The sequence below is a fragment of the Streptococcus oralis genome, assembly GCF_021497945.1.
Lineage (GTDB): Bacteria > Bacillota > Bacilli > Lactobacillales > Streptococcaceae > Streptococcus > Streptococcus oralis_BR.
The window spans coordinates 601,663-619,930 of record NZ_CP046524.1 but is presented as its reverse complement, the minus strand read 5'-3'; the positions used below and the strand labels follow the sequence as shown (position 1 = coordinate 619,930).

Sequence of the window (18,268 nt, the reverse complement as noted above, 5' to 3'; positions counted from 1 at the left end):
TCATTTTATTTTATTGCAATACAAGTGATGCTGCTCCGATAACTCCAGCGTCATTTCCTAGAGTTGCAAGAGCCAATTTAGTGGATGTACGTACTTGTGGGAAGGTATTTTCGTCATAGACTTTTTGAACGCCTTGCAGAAGGAATTCTCCCGCAGCTGATACCCCACCTCCGATAACAATCGTTGAAGGGTTGAGGATTGAGCCAATATTGGCACATGCGATCCCCAAGTAACGTGAAAAGTTACGGTAAACGATCAAGGCAAGGTCGTCCCCTTCTTTTGCAAGGTCAAAGACAGTTTTAGCTGTTACTTCTTCACCGTCATCGATCAAACGTTTCAAGGCTGCATCACCTTCATACTCATCCGCATAACGACGAGTCAAGTTGACAATCCCTGTTGCTGAAGCAACTGTCTCCAAACAGCCTTTTTTACCACAAGTACATGCGATTGGTTGGTCAAAGTCAACAGTGATATGACCAAGCTCTCCTGCCGCACCAGCAACACCGTGAAGCAATTTGCCTTCTGCCACGATACCGCCACCAACACCAGTACCAAGTGTCATAAAGACAACGTCAGGTTGGTTGTCACCTGCACCCATCCAACGCTCACCGAGAGCAGCTACGTTGGCATCATTATCAATGAAGAATGGAATGCCCAAGGCTTTTTCAATCTTTTCTTTAATCGGTTGAAGGGTTTTCCAGTTTAGGTTGTAGGCACCGATAACAGTCCCTTTTTCACGGTCAACCACACCAGGTGATCCCATTCCAATACCTCGGAAATCCGTAGCTGATAATCCAAGCAAGTCCAAACGATGCTGAATAGACTCAATCATATCATCTACAATATGGCTTCCTTCATCCAAAATATTGGTCTTGATAGACCATTTTTCTTGGATTTCTCCTTCTTGAGTTAAAATTGCGAACTTAACAGATGTCCCACCAAGGTCAATCCCAATAATCTTTTGACTCATCGTCTTCTCCTTTTTAATTGAAAATGCTTACAGATATAGTATAACAGAATCGTCTGTTTTGTGCAAAGGTTTGCATTAACTTCCTAGAAATTATTCTGATTTATGGTTTCCAAAGGCCAGAACCATCTACGTAGTATCTGCCACCATCAACTCGCTCATTCTTTGCCATTTTACCATCTGATTTGAGGTAATAGTTCCCTTGCCAAGTGTTTCTAGCATAAACACCATTGGATTTTAGGTAGTACCATGCTTGATAACTGGTGTCATAAACCCATTCACTTGCTGCCATCTTACCATTCGACTTGAGATAATAGCTTCCTTGCCAAGCGTTACGGGCGTAAGCTCCGTCCTCTTTTAGATAATACCACGATTGATAATAGGAATCATATAGCCATTCACCTGCTGCCATCTTACCATTTGATTTAAGGTAGTAGCTTCCCTGCCAAGTATTTCTCGCATAAGAACCGTCGGATTTTAGATAGTACCAAGATTGATAGCTAGCATCATAAATCCACTCGCTGGCTGCCATCTTGCCATCTGACTTAAGGTAATAGCTACCTTGCCAAGTATTCCTAACTGCATGCCCATTTTCAGCAAAATAATACCAATAACCGTCCTGTTTGACCCATTCGCTAGCTGTGACATTGGATTGCGAACCCGACTGGCGTGGTTTAAAGACTCCCCGAGGTGCATTGGCACGTTCACAAGCTATCCCATCACCATCACGATCTAGTTTAGAAGAGTAACCTGGTTCTCCTCTATGAATATCAGAGTAACCATTTTCCCATGCTTCTCTACAACTAGAAAAATGAATATTTTCCTCTGCAGTAACTGGTTCGGTAAATAGTCCCCAAACTAGAAGGGCAGCAAAAGCCACTTTTAGCAAAACTTTTTTTTCATTATTCTCTCCTTTTTTGATACCGTTTTCGCTTTTATTTTACCAGACTTATTCCAGCAATTCAAGAAAACTTCTAGTCTTTTCTGCAAACTCCTTCGGTTTGTCAGTGTTCAGTGTGTGAGGACCGTCAGGAATAATCTGCAACTTAGAATCTGACATCAATTGATGAAGGCCTCTCATAGAACTGAGATTAGGCTTGTCTTGGCTACCACAAATTAGCAAGGTTGGATAGTAACAATTCTGTGCTACTTGGGTTAAATCAAGTGTTTTCAATTCCTCAGAAACACCAACCATGAGCGCTTTGTCTGCTCCCTGCTTTTCAAAAAAACTTTTTGGAAGTAGTTTAAAAATCATCAACTGGATTCTAAACAAGATATTACCTGCTAGTTTCACTGGACAGCCTGACAAGACTAAACCTTGAAGATTTGGCAAATCGTAACTTGAAAGCTCTAGTGCAAGAGTAGCACCTAGGGATAAACCGATTAAAACAAAATGTTTCTTCTCCTCTGATAGGTATTTAGCTATCCGTTTTTTGGCTTCCTGATAAGAACCAACTCCCACAGGAAACAATTCAAGGGCCTCAGAAGGATGATCGGCAAGTAGATCCTGAACTTCCTTCCAGCTTGCGGCTGTCTGACCTAAGCCATGTAAAAATATCAATTTCATTTATTTTTCCCTCAATTCCAACTCATACAAACCTCTGACCGCATTACAGCCGAATACAGCTTCTGCTTGGTTCAAGTCTGCCAAAGTCAGAATTTTCTCTTCTACCTGTCCTTTTCCTAGCAAATGCCGACGATAGATTCCTGGCAAAATTCCTAGACTGGTAGGTGGTGTGTAAAGTTTTCCAGCGATTTTCAGAGCTAGATTCCCGATAGACGTTTCCAATAGCTCTCCCGCTGCATTATGGTAAATAATTTCCTGTTCCCCTAGGTTCAAATGTGGTCGGTGAGTGGTTTTGAAGTAGGTAAAGGATTGATTCAAATCCGCTTCCTGCAGGCAAAGTTTGGCTTGGCAGAAGCTTGGACTAAGGGGTGTTAAGATTTGGCGACTGAATTCTATCTCTCCAGATTTGCTGAGAGAAATTCGCAAACGATAGTCTTGATTAGCATCACAAGCTTGACACTCTTCCTCTATCTTATGCCTCAGTTCTTCTGGATCAAAAGGATAGGCAAAATAGCGACTCGCCTTTGTCAGTCTTTCCAGATGTTGATCTTCAAACAGCAAGCTCTTCTGGCTAATTTTTCCGGTTGAAATCAGTTTGAAACGAGCTTGTTTACGATAGAGAACAGCCGCCTTTTGATGAACCTCTCGGTATTCAGATTCCCAAGTACTATCCCAAGTAATGCCACCACCCACTCCATAGATTGCTTGGCCCTTATAGAATTGAATGGTCCGAATGGCGACATTAAAAATCCGTCGCCCATTTGGAAGCAAGAGACCAATCGTTCCGCAGTAGACTCCTCTGGGTTGTGGCTCCAAGTTCTTGATGATTTCCATGGTCGCAATTTTGGGTGCACCCGTTATGGAACCACAAGGAAAGAGAGAGCGAAAAATGGCAACCAAGTCCACATCCTCTCGCAACTGACTCTTGATGGTCGAAGTCATTTGCCAAACAGTTGAATACTGCTCCACTTGGCACAGACACTCCACATATTCACTGCCCACTTCAGAAATACGGTTCATATCATTTCGCAAGAGGTCCACAATCATCATATTTTCAGATCGATTTTTGGGATCCTGCTCCAACCAACTAGCCTGTTCTAAATCTTCTTGGTCGGTCAACCCGCGCTGAGTCGTTCCCTTCATTGGTCGCGTAGTCAACTCACGGTCATTTTGCTCAAAAAAGAGCTCTGGACTCATGGAAATCACTGCCATCTCGTCATGTTCCACATAGGCATTGTAGCCCGCTTCCTGCTCTACCACCATGCGATTGTAGATGGCAAAGGGATTGGCACTTAAATCTTGCTTGAGTTGGACAGTGTAGTTGACCTGGTAGGTATCCCCCTGACGCAAATGATGGTGAATCTGGGCAATCGCCTTTTCATAGTCTGTCGCAGATGTTACTTCTTGCCACTTTGAAGGCAGATCTACTTCCTCATAAGTCAGAGGAATAGACGATGTTTCCACCCTATCATGAACTGTAAAGTAAAGCAAGTACTCGCCCAGTAGGGGAGCCTTATGAACTGCTAGTTTCTCCTCAAAAGCAGGTGCAGCCTCGTAACTGACGTAGCCCACCACATAATAGCCTTGCTCTTGGTAGCTTTCCACTTGCGCCAGCAAGTCTGCTACTTCTGCTAAATCTCTCGTTTTTAACTCTTTGATCGGCTGGGTAAAGATGTATCTCTCGCCCAAAGCTTTAAAATCAATCACTGTTTTTCTATGCATATCTTAAGTATAGCACAAAAAAGCCGACCTAGAACAGCTAAATCCAGCTTTGTTTACTGATTTCTATAACGGAAAATCTTCTCTAAGTTGCTTTTTTCTACTTTTGGCAATTCTCCATCAGATAGCACCCCTTCTTCTTGTAAAAACTGGTCTTATTTGGAGCACTTTACACAAAAATTCAACAAAAAAGAACAGAGGAAGTAATGGTTTCTATACCCTTACTCTCTCTGTCTTTTACTGTTCAGAAATTAAAAATTGATTTGAAGTTTTAATGATGCCTACCGTTTCTTTGACATCTAAATCATCCGTATACAGAAAATGACGTTTCTTACTATTCTTAGCTAAGAAGTCATTTCTCGCTTGGATTGATAAATCGCCTGTTCTCTCAATTTCTTTCCGAGAAGAATCCCTATCTTTCAAGGTTTCTTCTTCTGCTATTAGGACACAATATTTTAGCTTAATTTGTTTTTCTTTTAAGAAGGCTGCAATTTTCTTCAGTTGATCTTCAAATATGACATACTCTATCACGACAGTAATGCCACTGTTCAAGAAATTATTGGTCAGACTGATGATATTATCCCAGAACAAATCCATATAAAATCCATCATCTTCCCAAGGAGCTACGAGACCACTTTTTATCATTAAGTAAATCATATCCCCCTCTATAACTGCACTTTTGTCAAAAGAATAGGCCAACTCTTTGCTGACAGTACTCTTTCCAACACCTGGGGGACCCGAAATAATATAAACACAATTTTCCATATTTAACCTCTATATACTTGAACTATCTCTCTAACTTATGATCATTCTCCGCCCACTTATGACTTTCTTATGAAGTCTTCTGGATACTGCGCACGCGCACCACCGATGAGTTTTGGACGACTTGCAAGAGCCGTTACATGGGCATGCCCAATCTCACGTAGTACAGGACGAATCGGAACCTGCACATGCTTGACATGCATGCCAATTGCAGTGTCTCCGATATCCAATCCAGCATGAGCCTTGATAAATTCAACCTCAACTGGATCCTTCATAAACTTGAAGGCTGCCAACTGACCTGAACCTCCTGCATGAAGGGTAGGAAGGACACTGACGATTTCTAGCCCAAACTGCTCCGCCACCTGACGTTCAACGACGAGGGCACGATTGACGTGTTCACAACCTTGAACGGCTAGATGAATTCTCTTTTCTTTTAGGATAGCCAGAAGCGTCTTCACAATGATTTCCCCAATTTCTTGGCTAGATTCCTTGCCAATCTGACCACCTATCACCTCACTAGAAGAAAGGCCCAAAACAAAGATAGATCCTTGCTTCAAATTGGCCTTTTCTAATACATCTTCTACAATCTGGCTTGTTCCTCTTTGAATGTCTTTTTCCTTCATACTTGATACCTCTTTTGTCACTATCTATCATATCTTTTTTTACGGATTTTATCAAGGCCAACTAATCATTCTAATTTTTCAAAGTAAAACTCCCAGAATTGACTGGGAGTTAGCTAGTTTCTATTCCATTTATGTATATTTCAACTGTCGTCCCTTTTGAGGGAATAGAATCAATCTTCATTTGGTAATCTTCTCCAAAATGAAGTTTGAGCCGTTGGTCAACATTTTGAAGACCAACTCCCCCACGTTTGAGCTGACTTTGACTACTATCGCTAGTAGCTTGGAAACCAACACCATCATCCTCAATGCGGATGACAAGCCCTGAATCCTTTTTCTGGACGGAAACTTTAATATGTCCCTGTCCATCTTTCTCCTTGATGCCGTGATAAAGGGCATTTTCTACAAGGGGTTGTAGCACCAGTTTAGGCAATACTAAATTATCAAAGACAGAATTTTCATCAATTTCATATTCCAGCTTATTCCCATAGCGTTGTTTCTGGATAAAGAGGTACTGGCGGACATGATTGATTTCATCAGAAAGAGAAATCAAATCCTTTCCTTGATTGAGCGCCAAGCGGAAATAGGTTGCCAAGGACTTGGTCACCTGAACCACTCGCTGACTATCCTGAAATTCAGCCATCCAGATGATAGTGTCCAAGGTGTTATAGAGAAAATGGGGGTTAATCTGGCTCGACAGTGCTTGAAGTTCATACTGCCGGGTCGCTTCTTCCTGTCTGCGAATAGCTGCCATCAACTGATCAATCTGATCCAGCATGGCATTGAACTGACGAGTCACTTCTCTCAGTTCATAGGCACCAGCTTCTTTAGCACGCAGATTTTGTGTACCAGAAGCAATTTCCAGCATGGTTTCTCTCAGATCCTTCAAAGGGGCAATCCAGCGTTTGAGACTGAACCACACCAAGCAGAGACAGGCAAGAAGAGATAAGGCACTAGCAGCAAGCAAGGTCCACAAGAGCTGACTCCGAACCTGGTCTAACTTCTCCAGCGAAGACACGCCTATAACCGTCCAATCAGTACCTGTAATCTGTTCCTGACTGACGTAGGATTGGTGATCCAGCGTATAGCCCTGCCCCGTCTCGATGTAGGGTTTCATGGCCTCCATTTCGCTAGATGAGCTATAAACTGTGTGTTGCGGATGATAAACAAATTCATGCTTTTCATTGATAATAAAGGCAAAACCTTGCTGGCCCAACTGGAGTTGGTTGAGATAGGCTTCCAGAGTTTCATAAGAAATATCCAAACGAAGCACGCCCAAATTAGCTCCCTTTGCATCAACAAGTTCCTGAGTGACAGAAATAACCCACTGACTATCCGATTTACGAGCTGGGGTTAAAACTGGCTTAGCCCCCTGGTGAATAGCCTTTTGGTACCAATCCTCAGCCATCATATCTGAGGAGGTTTTCATCTGCACAGTATCATCTGTAGAAATGATCTGACCGGATTTAGTCACCAGCACAACAGTTTTCAAGTCCTGGTCTGCCTTTAAGATGGTCAAAAACAAATCTCGGATTCCCTCGACCTTGTCTGGACTGGGATTCTCAGCATAGGCTAGGACATCCGTCTGCTGGGTCAAACTGGTAGAGGTGGTTTCTAATTTTTTGATATAAGACTGAATAAAGTGGCTAGTCTGGCTAATGGTCGTTTGACTATTGCCTTCAATGGTAGTCTCAATGGCTGATGAACTCGATTGATAGTAGAAAGTCCCAACCATAGCCAGGAGAATGAGAAAGACCAGAAAGATAGAAATAACCATTCTGACTAGGAGAGAAGAACGTTTCATTGACCTTCCCCCTTCTTAAACTGACGAGGGGTCACACCTGCAATCTGTTTAAAGCGTTGGGTAAAGTAGTTCATATCTTCAAAACCAACCTTTTCTGCGATCTCGTAAATCTTTAAATCCGTGGTCAGAAGTAAGAGCTTGGCTTGTTTGACACGCTCTCTCACCAGGTAATCCTGAAAAGGTAAGCCCAACTCTTTCTTAATCAAGGAGCTCAGATAAGTCGAACTAAAACCCAAGTCACTGGCCAAGCTCTTTAAACTGAATTGGCTGTCAGCTAGATGGGACTGGATCTTCTGGGCTATGTTTCCTTCAAACTTATCGGTCAGTAAATCTTGTAACTGCTCTTCCTTTTCTTCCTTGTCTAGTTTTTGCTTGATTTTCCCCAACATTTCCTCGATATCCTGACGAGAAAAGGGCTTGAGCAGATAGTCATCGACACCGAGTTTGACAGCAGACAAGGCATAATCAAAATCATCGTAACCTGTCAAAAAGACCAAATGCACTTGTGGATAGGTTTCTCGTACCAGACTGGCCAACTGGATGCCATTTAGCTGAGGCATGTTGATATCGGTTAAAATGATATCCGGCACTTGTTGTTGAATCAATTCCCAAGCCTGTCTTCCATTTTCAGCCTGACCGATGATTTCCATACCGTAGGCTGCTACATTGACCAGCTTGGTCAAGCCTTGTCTTACCAGATACTCATCTTCTACGATTAAGATTGTGTAGGTCATGCCCTGCTCCTTTATCACTTACTAGTATCAGTATAGCAAAATTCTCCTCTAACTGCTTAGGAAAGACTTCTTAATCAACATAATCTAGTAAATAAGCATAGCCTTTTTCTGCCATTTGGTCTTTGGGAATAAAGCGGATAGAAAGACTATTGATACAGTAGCGCAAGCCTCCCTTGTCCTTTGGTCCATCCGTAAAGACATGACCAAGGTGAGAATCTCCAACTCGGCTCCGCACTTCCATACGCGTCATATTGTAAGACTTATCTTCCTTGTAAGTAGCAACATCTGGGCTGATTGGTTGGGTAAAACTAGGCCATCCGCAACCAGACTCAAACTTATCCTTTGATGAAAAGAGGGGTTCACCAGTTGCCACATCCACATAGATACCGGATTCAAATTTATCCCAGTAGCGATTGGAAAAAGCTCGTTCCGTTTGATTTTTCTGGGTGACGGCATACTCCTCAGTTGACAAAGTCTTTTTCAATTCCTCATCACTTGGTTTAGGATATTTGCTGGCATCGATGACGGGATATGCAGCCTGATTGACATTGATATGACAGTAGCCATTTGGATTTTTCTTGAGGTAGTCTTGATGATAATCCTCAGCCACCACAAAATTTTTCAAGGGTTCCTTTTCAACTGCCAGAGGTTGGTCATATTTTTTAGCAACTTCATCAAAGACTTGATTGATTACTTCCAAATCCTTGTCATCTGTGTAATAAACGCCGGTACGATACTGAGTCCCCACATCATTTCCTTGTTTATTTTTGCTGGTTGGATTGATAATGCGGAAGTAATGAAGCAGGATTTCTTTGAGGGAAATTTGGTTGGCGTCATAGGTGACATGGACAGTCTCTGCATGTCCTGTTTGGTTAATCAATTCGTACTTGGTTGTTTCCCCTCTACCATTTGCATAGCCTGAAACGGCATCTGTCACTCCAGGCACGCGTGAGAAGTATTCCTCCACTCCCCAGAAACAACCTCCAGCTAGGTAAATCTCGTGCAAGTCTGCGTTTTTACTAACCTCTGTTTTTTTCACTGTTTTTCCTCCTTGGCTAACTGACGCTTTCTCAATTTGCGATGTATCTGTCTGCCCTGCATTTCGCATCAATAGAAAATAGAAACCGGTTAGGACTAGGAGAATGACCCCTGCCAAGACAAACAATTTTACTTTATCATTCATAGCCTTTCTCTACCCCATTTCTTTCAATTCTTTTAAAATCATATCCTTATCCATAAAACCTGGTTGCATTTTGACCAGCTTGCCTTCCTTGTCTATAAAGGCTTGGGTTGGGTAAGAACGGACACCATAACTTTCCAAGAGTTTACCTGATGGATCAATTAGAACTGGAAAATTTTTATAATCTAAGCCCTTGTACCAGTTTTTAAAGTCAGCTTCCGCTTGCTCACCCTTGTGGCCAGGAGACACCACTGTCAAGACCACATAGTCGTCTCCAGCATCCTTAGCGATTTCGTCCGTATCTGGAAGACTAGCTAGACAGATAGAACACCAAGAAGCCCAGAATTTGAGATAGACTTTCTTGCCCTTGTAATCAGACAAGCGGTATGTCTTGCCCTCTACTCCTGTCAATTCAAAATCAGCAACTGCCTGACCCTTGGTGGCAGTTTGCGAGCTGACTTGTTCTGTTTTGGATTGCTCCTTCATAGTAGATTCGTCTGACATGTCTTTAGCCGAACAGGCTGCCAAGCAACAGATGGAGCCTACTCCAAGAAGACATGTTTGCCATTTTTTCATTTCTTTTTCCTCTCTATTCAAATAATGTAGTCAAAATGGAAGCATTCCCCAAAAGCACCAAGATTCCCATCACGATAATGAGGAAACCACCCACTTTTTTGAGGGTCCCGAGGTAAGGATGGAGTTTTCGGAAATGTTTCAAAACATAGCTGGAGGCGAGAGCTAGAACCAAAAATGGTAGCGCCAAACCCAGCGTGTAGACCAACATGAGACCAGCTCCCTGCCAAGCTTCTGAACCACCTGAAGCCGCCAAGGCTAAAACAGAGCCCAGAACTGGCCCTACACACGGTGTCCAAGCAAAACTAAAGGTTAACCCCAGTAAAAATGCCTGACTATAGCCGTTACCCTTTTGCCCCTGTCTCTTTAATTGTAGCCTTCTTTCCTTGTAAAGCCCCTGCAAATGTAAGACTTCCATCTGGTGTAAGCCCAAGAGAATGATAACTGCACCTGTCACATACTGAAACCAAGAAGCATACAGCAAATTGCCTAAAAAACCAGCTCCATAGCCCAGTAAGATAAAGATAAAAGAAATCCCCGCTATAAAGGCCAGAGTTCGCAATAAACTTACAAGTGAGATTGAAAATTTTCCGCTAGAAGCCTGAGCACCATCTTTGTCATCCAACAAGACCCCTGCATAGACAGGTAACAAGGGTAAAATACAAGGAGAAAAGAAGGAAAGAATTCCAGCAAGAAAAACACTGATAAAAAAGATTACATTGTCCATTGCCTTCCTCCATTCTTTAATTTGATAGGACTATTATAGCTCCAAAACTCCAGAAAAAACAGGGACAATGATAGGGAAAAATAGGAATTTAATCAGTTTATTCAGAAATCTGGCACAAAAAAAGCCAGACAAGGTCTGACTTTGATAGATACAGAAAAGAAAATCACCTGTCTTCCCTACTTATCTGGTAATAAATAAGGTCCGCGACGTAGTCTTTTCTCTCCACACCATTGGTAATGGTTTTTAGATAAGACATTCCCGCTTTTTCCATCACACGGCCTGAAGCTGGGTTGAGACTGGCATATCGTGCTCTGACTTTTTGAAAACCTGCTTGAGTAAAACAAAAGTCTAACACAGCTTTCAAGGCCTCTGTCATCATACCACGGCCCCAGTATTCCTTGCCTAGCACATAGCCAATTTCACAGCTAGAGTCAATCTCATCCATTTCAACGATGCTGATATCTCCTATCACTTGCTCAGGGTTTTCTTTGAGACAAATAGCCCATTTGTAATAGTTGGGATTTTCATAGGAGGAAACCCAATTTCGAATCGAGTTCCGAGTCACCTCAACATCAGGATGAGGATTCCAGGTGACATAGGTCAGATTCTCAGCAGATGAAGCCCAATTTTGAAACATGGCTTCCGCATCACTCTCCACAAATCTTCTCAAAATCAAACGTTCTGTCTGTAATATTTGCGTACCGATTGCTTTCATAATGTTACCTCGCTTTCTAAGCTTAAGGCTCAAGCTAAAAAGGTCCCCCGGACCTTCCTCGCTTTCTCATTTCTAGGCTCAGGGTAAAAAGGTCCACAGGACCTTTTTACTCCCAAAAGTGATCAAAGACGGTGATTGGTAGGTGGCGTTTGTGTTGGCCTTTGTGCCACCAGTTTTCGATAGTCGCTTGGGCTTCTGGGCTGATTGTTTTTCCTTCTAGGTAGTCATCAATCTCTTCATAAGTGACTCCCAAGGCTACTTCGTCTGCAATACCTGGTTTTTCTTCTTCCAAATCTGCTGTTGGGATTTTTTCATAAAGGGCTGGGTCTGCACCAAGCTCCTTCAAGAGTTGTTTTCCTTGGCGTTTATTGAGGCGGTAAAGAGGGAGAATGTCTGCACCACCGTCACCAAACTTGGTAAAAAAGCCTGTGATATTTTCTGCAGCATGGTCTGTTCCAATGACCGCTCCACTATGGGCACCCGCAAGGGCATATTGGGCAATCATACGACTACGAGCCTTGATATTTCCCTTGTTGAAGTCTGAAACAGTGCTTCCTGTCGCTTCGACTGCAGCTGTCATGGCATCAGCTGATTCCTTGATATTCACAACCAAGCTGATATCTGGCTGGATGAAAGCAAGAGCTTTTTGAGCATCTGCTTCATCTGCTTGCACTCCGTATGGCAGGCGGACAGCGATAAATTGGTAGCTGTCATCTCCTGTCTCTGCCCGTATTTCTTCCATCGCTAATTGCGCCAAGCGCCCTGCTAAGGTTGAGTCCTGACCTCCAGAAATTCCAAGTACAAAGGTTTTAAGGAAGGGGTGTTTTTCCAAGTATCTCTTTAAGAAATCAATCGAACGACGAATTTCTTCCTGGGCATCAATCACTGGCTTGACACCCAGTTGCTGGATAATGGTCTCTTGCAAACTCATTCTTCTTCTCCTTCACCAAGGGCTTCTTTGCGCATCTTATCAATTAAATCCATCTTATCTTGCCAAATATCACGCGCCAAGTCCACTGGATAGTGTTGCGGATTGAGTACCCGTTTATACTCATCCCAAAGCTTGTCAAATTCTTTGCGAGCATAGGACTGAATCTCAGTCAAACTAGGCAAATCGTAAACCAATTTCCCTTCTTTAAAGATATCCACCAAGAGAGGAACGGCATCAAAATTACGAACGGTCTTTTTGATGTAGGTATAAGTTGGATGGAACATCTTGATTTCTGTCATGCCACTCACATCCACACCATCATAGGTGATGTAGTCACCTTCTGACTTGCCTTTTTCACGACTGGTAATGCGCCATACCTGCTTCTTACCTGGCGTCGACACTTTTTCAGCATTGCTTGAAAGCTTGATGGTGTTGCGCATCTTACCATTTTCATCTTCAATAGCAACAATCTTATAAACTGCGCCAAGAGCAGGCTGGTCATAAGCCGTAATCAGCTTGGTCCCAACACCCCAGACATCAATTTTAGCGTGTTGCATCTTGAGGTTGAGAATAGTATTTTCATCAAGATCATTAGAAGCGTAAATCTTAGCATCTGGATATCCAGCCTCATCCAACTGTTGACGAACTTTCTTGGAAATATAGGCAATATCCCCAGAGTCAATCCGCACACCCATAAAGTTAATCTGATCACCCAGTTCACGCGCCACCTGAATAGCAGCTGGCACACCGATACGAAGAGTGTCATAGGTATCCACAAGAAAGACACAATCACGATGGGTCGCTGCATAGGCCTTAAAGGCCTCATAGTCGTTTCCATAAACCTGTACCAAGGCATGGGCGTGGGTTCCTAGGACTGGAATACCAAAGAGCTTCCCTGCTCGCACGTTGCTGGTTCCATTGGCGCCACCAATCACGGCTGCGCGTGTTCCCCAGATAGCTGCATCCATTTCTTGCGCACGACGTGTCCCGAACTCCATCAAGGGTTCATCCTCAATGACCGAACGAATACGTGCTGCCTTGGTTGCTATCAAGGTTTGAAAGTTAACGATGTTTAAGAGAGCCGTTTCGACCAATTGACATTGGGCTAGAGGTCCTTCAACCTGCACAATCGGCTCATTAGCAAAAACCAAGTCCCCTTCCTGAGCAGAACGAACCGTTAGTTCTAACTTGAGATTTCGTAGGTAATCCAAGAATTCTCCATGATACCCAAGCGTCTCCAAGTAGGCAATATCGCTATCTGAAAAGCGTAAGTCTTCAAGATAATGTACAATTCTTTCCAAACCAGCAAAAACCGCATAGCCGTTATTAAACGGTTGCTGGCGGAAGTAAACCTCAAAAACCGCCTTCTTATTGTGAATTCCTTGGTCAAAGTAAACTTGCATCATGTTAATCTGGTACAAGTCCGTGTGCAATGTCAAACTATCATCTGGATACATCTGTTTTCCTTCTTCCTACTTTACAAAGGTATGAACGTATTCTACCACTTTCACACCGTCCGATAAATTAGTACTATTATAACACATTTTACCGAGATTGATAAAAAGCTAACAAGCTATTCTCCATTCTCAAGTTCATCCATATCTTGCTCAAACTTTTTTTGAGCCCATTCGCCATAACTTTTAAGCCCAAGATTGCCGATAAAAACCCAAGGAAGGTAAATCAGATAAGTAATGACCCAAGCAGACAAGTATTTAACGTTCAGAGGATTGTGCTGATAAATTTCGACATTGAATTGATAATTTTGCAACATCAAGAGAGTCGTAATAGCGAGAGTTACCAGCAAACACCCTACAATCGTAAAATGAAAACGACTATAGTAGGTCACTCCAAGTTGTCGTGCACGATTGAAAAAGAAGAAAATTCCCAAAAGAAGGGTAACTAGAAGAATATTAGGATTAAAAAGAGCAGGTGCTAATACTGCCACCAAATAACTTAGCAGAATGAGCCCGATAAACACATGAAAAGACTCTGTCCCAGCTTTGTTAATCAGTTGCTCTTCCCTTTCGTCTAACAATTGATAATAAAAAACTCTATTTTTCATCTTCTTCCTCCCAAACTTGCTGATTTCTGCGATTCAAGTATAGGATAACTCTATCCATAGAATAACTCCCAACTAGATAGATGATAACTGCTAGAACCACTTTTAGGGAGTACTTCCAAGTCAATAGACTGACCAGTTCCTCGCGATTGCCTACGATATCAATCAATAAAATCACTATAGAAAATCCCAAAGCAGATAAAATTCTTTCTTTTCCAGTATTCTCAACAATATCTCGAATATCAATTCCTACATACATGCGGCGAATAATGGCATACAAACCTACTCCAATCAATAAAAGTAATTCTGGTAAATAGGATAGAAGCGTTAAATTAAAAATATAAACTTTGGCAAAAATTTCCAGTGCCAAAAATAGGCACATTCCCAAAAGAATTTCTCCTGAAATCTTTCCATCCAATTTTTCCGTACGTTCATCTTTGATCACAAGTTTTTTTCTATTCTTCATCTTCTTCCTCCCAAAATAGTTGGTCTAATGTTTTTCCTAAGCATCTGCAAATGGACTGGCAGAGGGAGAGACTCGGATTGTATTTCCCAGCTTCAATCAAGCCTATAGTCTGCCTAGTAACGCCCACAGCTTCTGCCAAATCCCCTTGTGTTAAATCACGCTCCACCCGAGCTAATTTTAACTTTAAATTTTTAGCCACTAGCGTCCTCCTTCACATTCTTAAAAAGTTGCGCTTCTTTTAAAAACATTATACCATATATCTAACTTAATGCAATATATAAATGTCATTTTGTAAGATTTTATTAACAAAAAAACTCTCTACCACAAAAAATAGAGAGTGTTGCCTTTAAATATAGGATTTCAAAATATCAACGACATCACTTCTTTTCTTGACCTGATGGGCCTTGATGCCCAATTTCTGAGCTGCGTTTGTATTGTCCTCAATATCGTCTAGAAAGACACAATTTGTAGGATCTAGCTGGTATTTATCGAGAATCTCCTTAAACATTACCAAATCAGTCTTTATAGCTTTTATATCACAGGATAAGACAAAGCCATCTAAAAGTTCTTTTAAGGGAGATAGTTGCTCTTCCAGCAAGTCATAAAATACCTTTGAGGTATTGGACAAGACAAAGATGCGATGCCCCTTTTTCTTTAGTTCTGACAAGACAGGAAAGACTTCCCTATAAATGTCAATGTAGCTAGGCCAGTTCCAGATAACCTCTTCAACCTTCTTTTGATAGGTCCTGCCAATCATTGACACAACTTTAAGCACCAACTCTTCTCTCGTCATGGTTCCAAGATCTAATCTTTCCCAAAGCCCCGACTGAAAAATGGCCTTATCTAAAATCAAATATTCTTCCTTCGTATCCGAAACACCTTGCAAAATCTTATCTTTGTTCCATTCTAATAAAACGTTACCCATATCTAGTATGATATCCATTAGCCCACCTCCATAGTGATGTGAAGATTTCCTCTTTGCTTTATACTTTCATATTAAGCTTACAAATCCTTTTGGTAATAGTATCTTTGTCCTGTATAGGGATAGTCTTGCAAGGTAAAGACTTCCTTGTAGCCATGCCTTTTATAAAAATCTGGCGCCTGAAACTGGTAAGTATTGACGAAAGCAAAACGACAGTTTCGATTCTTAGCTTCACTTTCTGCCTGTTGCAATAGTTTTGAACCGATTCCCTGTTCTCGCAATTCCTCTTTCACAAACAAATACTCGATTTCCAACCAATTTCCGAAAGTCTCTGCTACTAAGCCTGCCAAGAGATTACCCTTTTCGTCTTCAACATAAAGATTCAGTGGCTCGCTTTCAGCCTCTTCTCTTTTGGAACGATTATAAGAACGAATCAGATTTCCTATTTCTTGCGCTTTATGCGATTCCTTATTTTCCAATCTAAAGTGCATCCAAACCTCCTTCGAACTGTTACAGCTTGATTATAATCTTATTTCAATAGACTGTCAAACTAGAAAAAACTCACCAAGCAGAGTTGATGAGTTCATGAGTTATTTTCTAAATTTCCACTGGCTATAAATTCCGAAACCGATAATCCAGATAGCTGAACCAATTGCTCCCATAAAGGTAGATTCTTGTAAAAAGAGGGTTACAAAGACAAAGATAAAGAAGAGCATGGTTAAAGGATTTAGAAAACGATAATGGGGCATGAGGTAGCCATCCGCCATGAAGTCTTGTGACTTGCGGTATTTGAGATGAGCCACCATGATCAAGATATAAATCGCGATGTAAACACCTGATGAAGACGCCGTAATCAAAGCAAAGGCATCGGAAACACCTGGCAAAACATTGATAAAGGCAGCCAGAGCAATCAAGATTGCTGAAGCAATAATAGCATTTTGTGGAACATTATGGCGAGAGAGAGTATCTGCCTTGATCGCTTTTAGGAAGCGATTGGGTGAATCATGAGCAATCTGGTAGAGGTGTCGCCCTGTTGAATAGAGGGTTGAGTTAAGCGCAGACGCTGCTGAGGTCAAGACAACAAAGTTGATTAGAGCCGCTGCCCACTTGATCCCTGCCAGTTCAAAGACCGTTACAAATGGAGAATCTGAAGAAGCAAGTTCTCTCCAGGGAATAATAGACATAATGGCTAATAGAGCTCCACCATAGAAGAAGACAATTCGGAGAGGAATTTCTTTAACTGCTTTTGGCAAAACCTGACGAGGATTCTTCGTTTCAGAGGTTGTCACTCCGATAAATTCAATCATCAGATAGGCAAAAAATACCATTTGAAAGGCCATGACAAAGTTCATGACTCCATTTGGGAAAAGAGAGAATTGATTGCTGATATTTGCCAGACTTGCAGCACCATATGGTGTTTCAAATCCTGTCAAGACCATAAAGACTCCTGTTGCAATCATAGCTAAAATAGCCACAATCTTAACCATAGCAAACCAAAACTCGACTTCTCCAAAGAGCTTAACCGCAATCAGATTGACCAAGGCCAAAATCGTTAAAAAGACAATCTGAATCAACCAACTAGGCCAGCTAGGAAACCAAAACTGAACATAATGCGAAATCGCAGTGATTTCTGCCATACCGATAAAGACGACAGACAACCAATAAGACCAAGCCGAGAAATAGCCCCAACCTTTACCCAAATGACGGGTGATAAAGTTGATAAAGGTATGTTGTTCTGGATCCTGATACAGCATCTCCCCAACAGCCCTCATCATCAAAAACATAAAGGCTCCTGTAATCATATAAATCAGGATGATAGAAGGGCCTGTCAGGCTGATAGAGCGACCAGCACCTAGGAAAAGACCTGTTCCGATTGTTCCCGCAATAGCCATTACCTGAACATGGCGATTGGTTAATCCACGCTCCATCTTATTTTTTTTCTTATTTTCACTCATATAGTCTCCTATTTTATTCAAAAAACCAAAAAGGAGTTGAGCAAGTCAAAGCCTCTACTACTCCTTTTTCATTCTATTTAGGCTGTTTTTTCAACCTTTAAGATTTTGACATCATAGCTACCAACTGGTGTTTCGATGGTCACTGTATCACCTGTCTTTTTGCCGATCAAGGCTTGTCCAATTGGGCTCTCATTTGAAACCTTACCAGCAAAAGCATCTGCACCTGCAGAACCGACGATGATATAGACTTCTTCGTCATCTTCCCCGATTTCTTGGATCGTTACAGTCTTACCGATAGCCACTTCATCTTGGGCAACTGCATCGCTATTAACGATTTCAGCATAGCGGATTTTTGTTTCTAGACTTGAAATTTGTCCTTCAACAAAAGCTTGCTCATCCTTAGCTGCTTCGTACTCGCTGTTCTCTGAAAGGTCTCCGTATGAACGAGCAATTTTGATACGTTCTACCACTTCAGGACGACGAACGAGTTTCAACTCCTCTAATTCTTTTTCTAGTTTTTCCTTTTCTTCAAGGGTCATTGGGTAAGTTTTTTCTGCCATTTTTCTC

At 41.9% G+C, this 18,268-nt stretch carries 21 protein-coding genes; all 21 read right to left on the bottom strand.

The window, feature by feature from the left end; genetic code table 11:
• Positions 1 to 10: 10 nt before the first annotated feature.
• Entirely contained in the window at positions 11 to 970 is a 960-nt protein-coding gene (locus GOM47_RS03235; protein WP_000078588.1) for an ROK family glucokinase, read from the bottom strand.
• 100 nt (positions 971 to 1,070) lie between these two features.
• Positions 1,071 to 1,856 (bottom strand): excalibur calcium-binding domain-containing protein, encoded by a 786-nt coding sequence (locus GOM47_RS03230; RefSeq protein WP_235081054.1) that lies wholly within the window; start codon positions 1,854 to 1,856, stop codon positions 1,071 to 1,073.
• A gap of 60 nt (positions 1,857 to 1,916) precedes the next feature.
• Positions 1,917 to 2,534 carry an alpha/beta fold hydrolase gene (locus GOM47_RS03225; RefSeq protein ID WP_235081053.1) on the bottom strand — a complete coding sequence of 206 codons (618 nt, stop codon included), beginning with the start codon at positions 2,532 to 2,534 and terminating at the stop codon, positions 1,917 to 1,919.
• Positions 2,535 to 4,256 carry an aminodeoxychorismate synthase component I gene (gene pabB / locus GOM47_RS03220; RefSeq protein WP_235081052.1) on the bottom strand — a complete coding sequence of 574 codons (1,722 nt, stop codon included), beginning with the start codon at positions 4,254 to 4,256 and terminating at the stop codon, positions 2,535 to 2,537.
• Between the two features lie 234 nt (positions 4,257 to 4,490).
• Complete coding sequence (locus GOM47_RS03215; protein WP_235081051.1) at positions 4,491 to 5,018, bottom strand: AAA family ATPase; 528 nt, start codon at positions 5,016 to 5,018, stop codon at positions 4,491 to 4,493.
• 56 nt (positions 5,019 to 5,074) lie between these two features.
• Positions 5,075 to 5,638 (bottom strand): TIGR01440 family protein, encoded by a 564-nt coding sequence (locus GOM47_RS03210; RefSeq protein WP_235081050.1) that lies wholly within the window; start codon positions 5,636 to 5,638, stop codon positions 5,075 to 5,077.
• Between the two features lie 109 nt (positions 5,639 to 5,747).
• Positions 5,748 to 7,439: a sensor histidine kinase gene (locus tag GOM47_RS03205; protein WP_235081049.1), complete on the bottom strand. Its 1,692-nt coding sequence runs from the start codon at positions 7,437 to 7,439 to the stop codon at positions 5,748 to 5,750.
• Entirely contained in the window at positions 7,436 to 8,173 is a 738-nt protein-coding gene (locus tag GOM47_RS03200) for a response regulator transcription factor (RefSeq protein ID WP_235081048.1), read from the bottom strand. The genes GOM47_RS03205 and GOM47_RS03200 overlap by 4 nt, the downstream gene beginning before the upstream one ends.
• A gap of 70 nt (positions 8,174 to 8,243) precedes the next feature.
• Entirely contained in the window at positions 8,244 to 9,356 is a 1,113-nt protein-coding gene (gene msrB, locus GOM47_RS03195; protein ID WP_235081047.1) for a peptide-methionine (R)-S-oxide reductase MsrB, read from the bottom strand.
• Positions 9,357 to 9,365: 9 nt separating this feature from the next.
• Positions 9,366 to 9,929 (bottom strand): redoxin family protein, encoded by a 564-nt coding sequence (locus GOM47_RS03190; RefSeq protein ID WP_235081046.1) that lies wholly within the window; start codon positions 9,927 to 9,929, stop codon positions 9,366 to 9,368.
• A 13-nt stretch (positions 9,930 to 9,942) separates the two neighbouring features.
• Positions 9,943 to 10,653, bottom strand: a complete 711-nt coding sequence (gene ccdA2, locus GOM47_RS03185; protein ID WP_235081045.1) for a thiol-disulfide oxidoreductase-associated membrane protein CcdA2 — start codon at positions 10,651 to 10,653, stop codon at positions 9,943 to 9,945.
• 163 nt (positions 10,654 to 10,816) lie between these two features.
• Positions 10,817 to 11,368 (bottom strand): GNAT family N-acetyltransferase, encoded by a 552-nt coding sequence (locus GOM47_RS03180; protein ID WP_235081044.1) that lies wholly within the window; start codon positions 11,366 to 11,368, stop codon positions 10,817 to 10,819.
• 106 nt (positions 11,369 to 11,474) lie between these two features.
• On the bottom strand, positions 11,475 to 12,299 hold the full coding sequence (gene nadE / locus GOM47_RS03175) for an ammonia-dependent NAD(+) synthetase (RefSeq protein WP_235081043.1): 825 nt from the start codon (positions 12,297 to 12,299) through the stop codon (positions 11,475 to 11,477).
• On the bottom strand, positions 12,296 to 13,756 hold the full coding sequence (locus GOM47_RS03170) for a nicotinate phosphoribosyltransferase (RefSeq protein WP_235081042.1): 1,461 nt from the start codon (positions 13,754 to 13,756) through the stop codon (positions 12,296 to 12,298). The genes nadE and GOM47_RS03170 overlap by 4 nt, the downstream gene beginning before the upstream one ends.
• A 116-nt stretch (positions 13,757 to 13,872) precedes the next feature.
• Positions 13,873 to 14,361: a DUF6773 family protein gene (locus tag GOM47_RS03165; protein ID WP_235081041.1), complete on the bottom strand. Its 489-nt coding sequence runs from the start codon at positions 14,359 to 14,361 to the stop codon at positions 13,873 to 13,875.
• Complete coding sequence (locus GOM47_RS03160; protein WP_235081040.1) at positions 14,351 to 14,824, bottom strand: DUF6773 family protein; 474 nt, start codon at positions 14,822 to 14,824, stop codon at positions 14,351 to 14,353. The genes GOM47_RS03165 and GOM47_RS03160 overlap by 11 nt, the downstream gene beginning before the upstream one ends.
• Positions 14,814 to 15,023 carry a helix-turn-helix transcriptional regulator gene (locus GOM47_RS03155; protein ID WP_038805946.1) on the bottom strand — a complete coding sequence of 70 codons (210 nt, stop codon included), beginning with the start codon at positions 15,021 to 15,023 and terminating at the stop codon, positions 14,814 to 14,816. Before GOM47_RS03155 ends, GOM47_RS03160 begins: the two co-directional genes overlap by 11 nt.
• 147 nt (positions 15,024 to 15,170) lie before the next feature.
• Positions 15,171 to 15,767: an HAD family hydrolase gene (locus GOM47_RS03150; protein WP_235081039.1), complete on the bottom strand. Its 597-nt coding sequence runs from the start codon at positions 15,765 to 15,767 to the stop codon at positions 15,171 to 15,173.
• A gap of 59 nt (positions 15,768 to 15,826) precedes the next feature.
• Positions 15,827 to 16,237: a GNAT family N-acetyltransferase gene (locus tag GOM47_RS03145; protein ID WP_009730376.1), complete on the bottom strand. Its 411-nt coding sequence runs from the start codon at positions 16,235 to 16,237 to the stop codon at positions 15,827 to 15,829.
• A 99-nt stretch (positions 16,238 to 16,336) separates the two neighbouring features.
• On the bottom strand, positions 16,337 to 17,701 hold the full coding sequence (locus GOM47_RS03140) for an amino acid permease (RefSeq protein ID WP_235081038.1): 1,365 nt from the start codon (positions 17,699 to 17,701) through the stop codon (positions 16,337 to 16,339).
• A 77-nt stretch (positions 17,702 to 17,778) separates the two neighbouring features.
• Entirely contained in the window at positions 17,779 to 18,261 is a 483-nt protein-coding gene (gene greA / locus GOM47_RS03135) for a transcription elongation factor GreA (RefSeq protein ID WP_235081037.1), read from the bottom strand.
• Positions 18,262 to 18,268: the final 7 nt, after the last annotated feature.

Excerpts from the sequence above, each read along its gene's own strand:
- GOM47_RS03170 (WP_235081042.1), bottom strand. The coding sequence starts at position 13,756 with ATGTATCCAGATGATAGTTTGACATTGCACACGGACTTGTACCAGATT.
- GOM47_RS03150 (WP_235081039.1), bottom strand. The coding sequence starts at position 15,767 with ATGGATATCATACTAGATATGGGTAACGTTTTATTAGAATGGAACAAA.
- GOM47_RS03200 (WP_235081048.1), bottom strand. The coding sequence starts at position 8,173 with ATGACCTACACAATCTTAATCGTAGAAGATGAGTATCTGGTAAGACAA.
- msrB (WP_235081047.1), bottom strand. The coding sequence starts at position 9,356 with ATGAATGATAAAGTAAAATTGTTTGTCTTGGCAGGGGTCATTCTCCTA.
- nadE (WP_235081043.1), bottom strand. The coding sequence starts at position 12,299 with ATGAGTTTGCAAGAGACCATTATCCAGCAACTGGGTGTCAAGCCAGTG.
- ccdA2 (WP_235081045.1), bottom strand. The coding sequence starts at position 10,653 with ATGGACAATGTAATCTTTTTTATCAGTGTTTTTCTTGCTGGAATTCTT.
- greA (WP_235081037.1), bottom strand. The coding sequence starts at position 18,261 with ATGGCAGAAAAAACTTACCCAATGACCCTTGAAGAAAAGGAAAAACTA.
- pabB (WP_235081052.1), bottom strand. The coding sequence starts at position 4,256 with ATGCATAGAAAAACAGTGATTGATTTTAAAGCTTTGGGCGAGAGATAC.
- GOM47_RS03180 (WP_235081044.1), bottom strand. The coding sequence starts at position 11,368 with ATGAAAGCAATCGGTACGCAAATATTACAGACAGAACGTTTGATTTTG.
- GOM47_RS03165 (WP_235081041.1), bottom strand. The coding sequence starts at position 14,361 with ATGAAAAATAGAGTTTTTTATTATCAATTGTTAGACGAAAGGGAAGAG.
- GOM47_RS03160 (WP_235081040.1), bottom strand. The coding sequence starts at position 14,824 with ATGAAGAATAGAAAAAAACTTGTGATCAAAGATGAACGTACGGAAAAA.
- GOM47_RS03210 (WP_235081050.1), bottom strand. The coding sequence starts at position 5,638 with ATGAAGGAAAAAGACATTCAAAGAGGAACAAGCCAGATTGTAGAAGAT.
- GOM47_RS03225 (WP_235081053.1), bottom strand. The coding sequence starts at position 2,534 with ATGAAATTGATATTTTTACATGGCTTAGGTCAGACAGCCGCAAGCTGG.
- GOM47_RS03190 (WP_235081046.1), bottom strand. The coding sequence starts at position 9,929 with ATGAAAAAATGGCAAACATGTCTTCTTGGAGTAGGCTCCATCTGTTGC.
- GOM47_RS03215 (WP_235081051.1), bottom strand. The coding sequence starts at position 5,018 with ATGGAAAATTGTGTTTATATTATTTCGGGTCCCCCAGGTGTTGGAAAG.
- GOM47_RS03140 (WP_235081038.1), bottom strand. The coding sequence starts at position 17,701 with ATGAGTGAAAATAAGAAAAAAAATAAGATGGAGCGTGGATTAACCAAT.
- GOM47_RS03145 (WP_009730376.1), bottom strand. The coding sequence starts at position 16,237 with ATGCACTTTAGATTGGAAAATAAGGAATCGCATAAAGCGCAAGAAATA.
- GOM47_RS03235 (WP_000078588.1), bottom strand. The coding sequence starts at position 970 with ATGAGTCAAAAGATTATTGGGATTGACCTTGGTGGGACATCTGTTAAG.
- GOM47_RS03205 (WP_235081049.1), bottom strand. The coding sequence starts at position 7,439 with ATGAAACGTTCTTCTCTCCTAGTCAGAATGGTTATTTCTATCTTTCTG.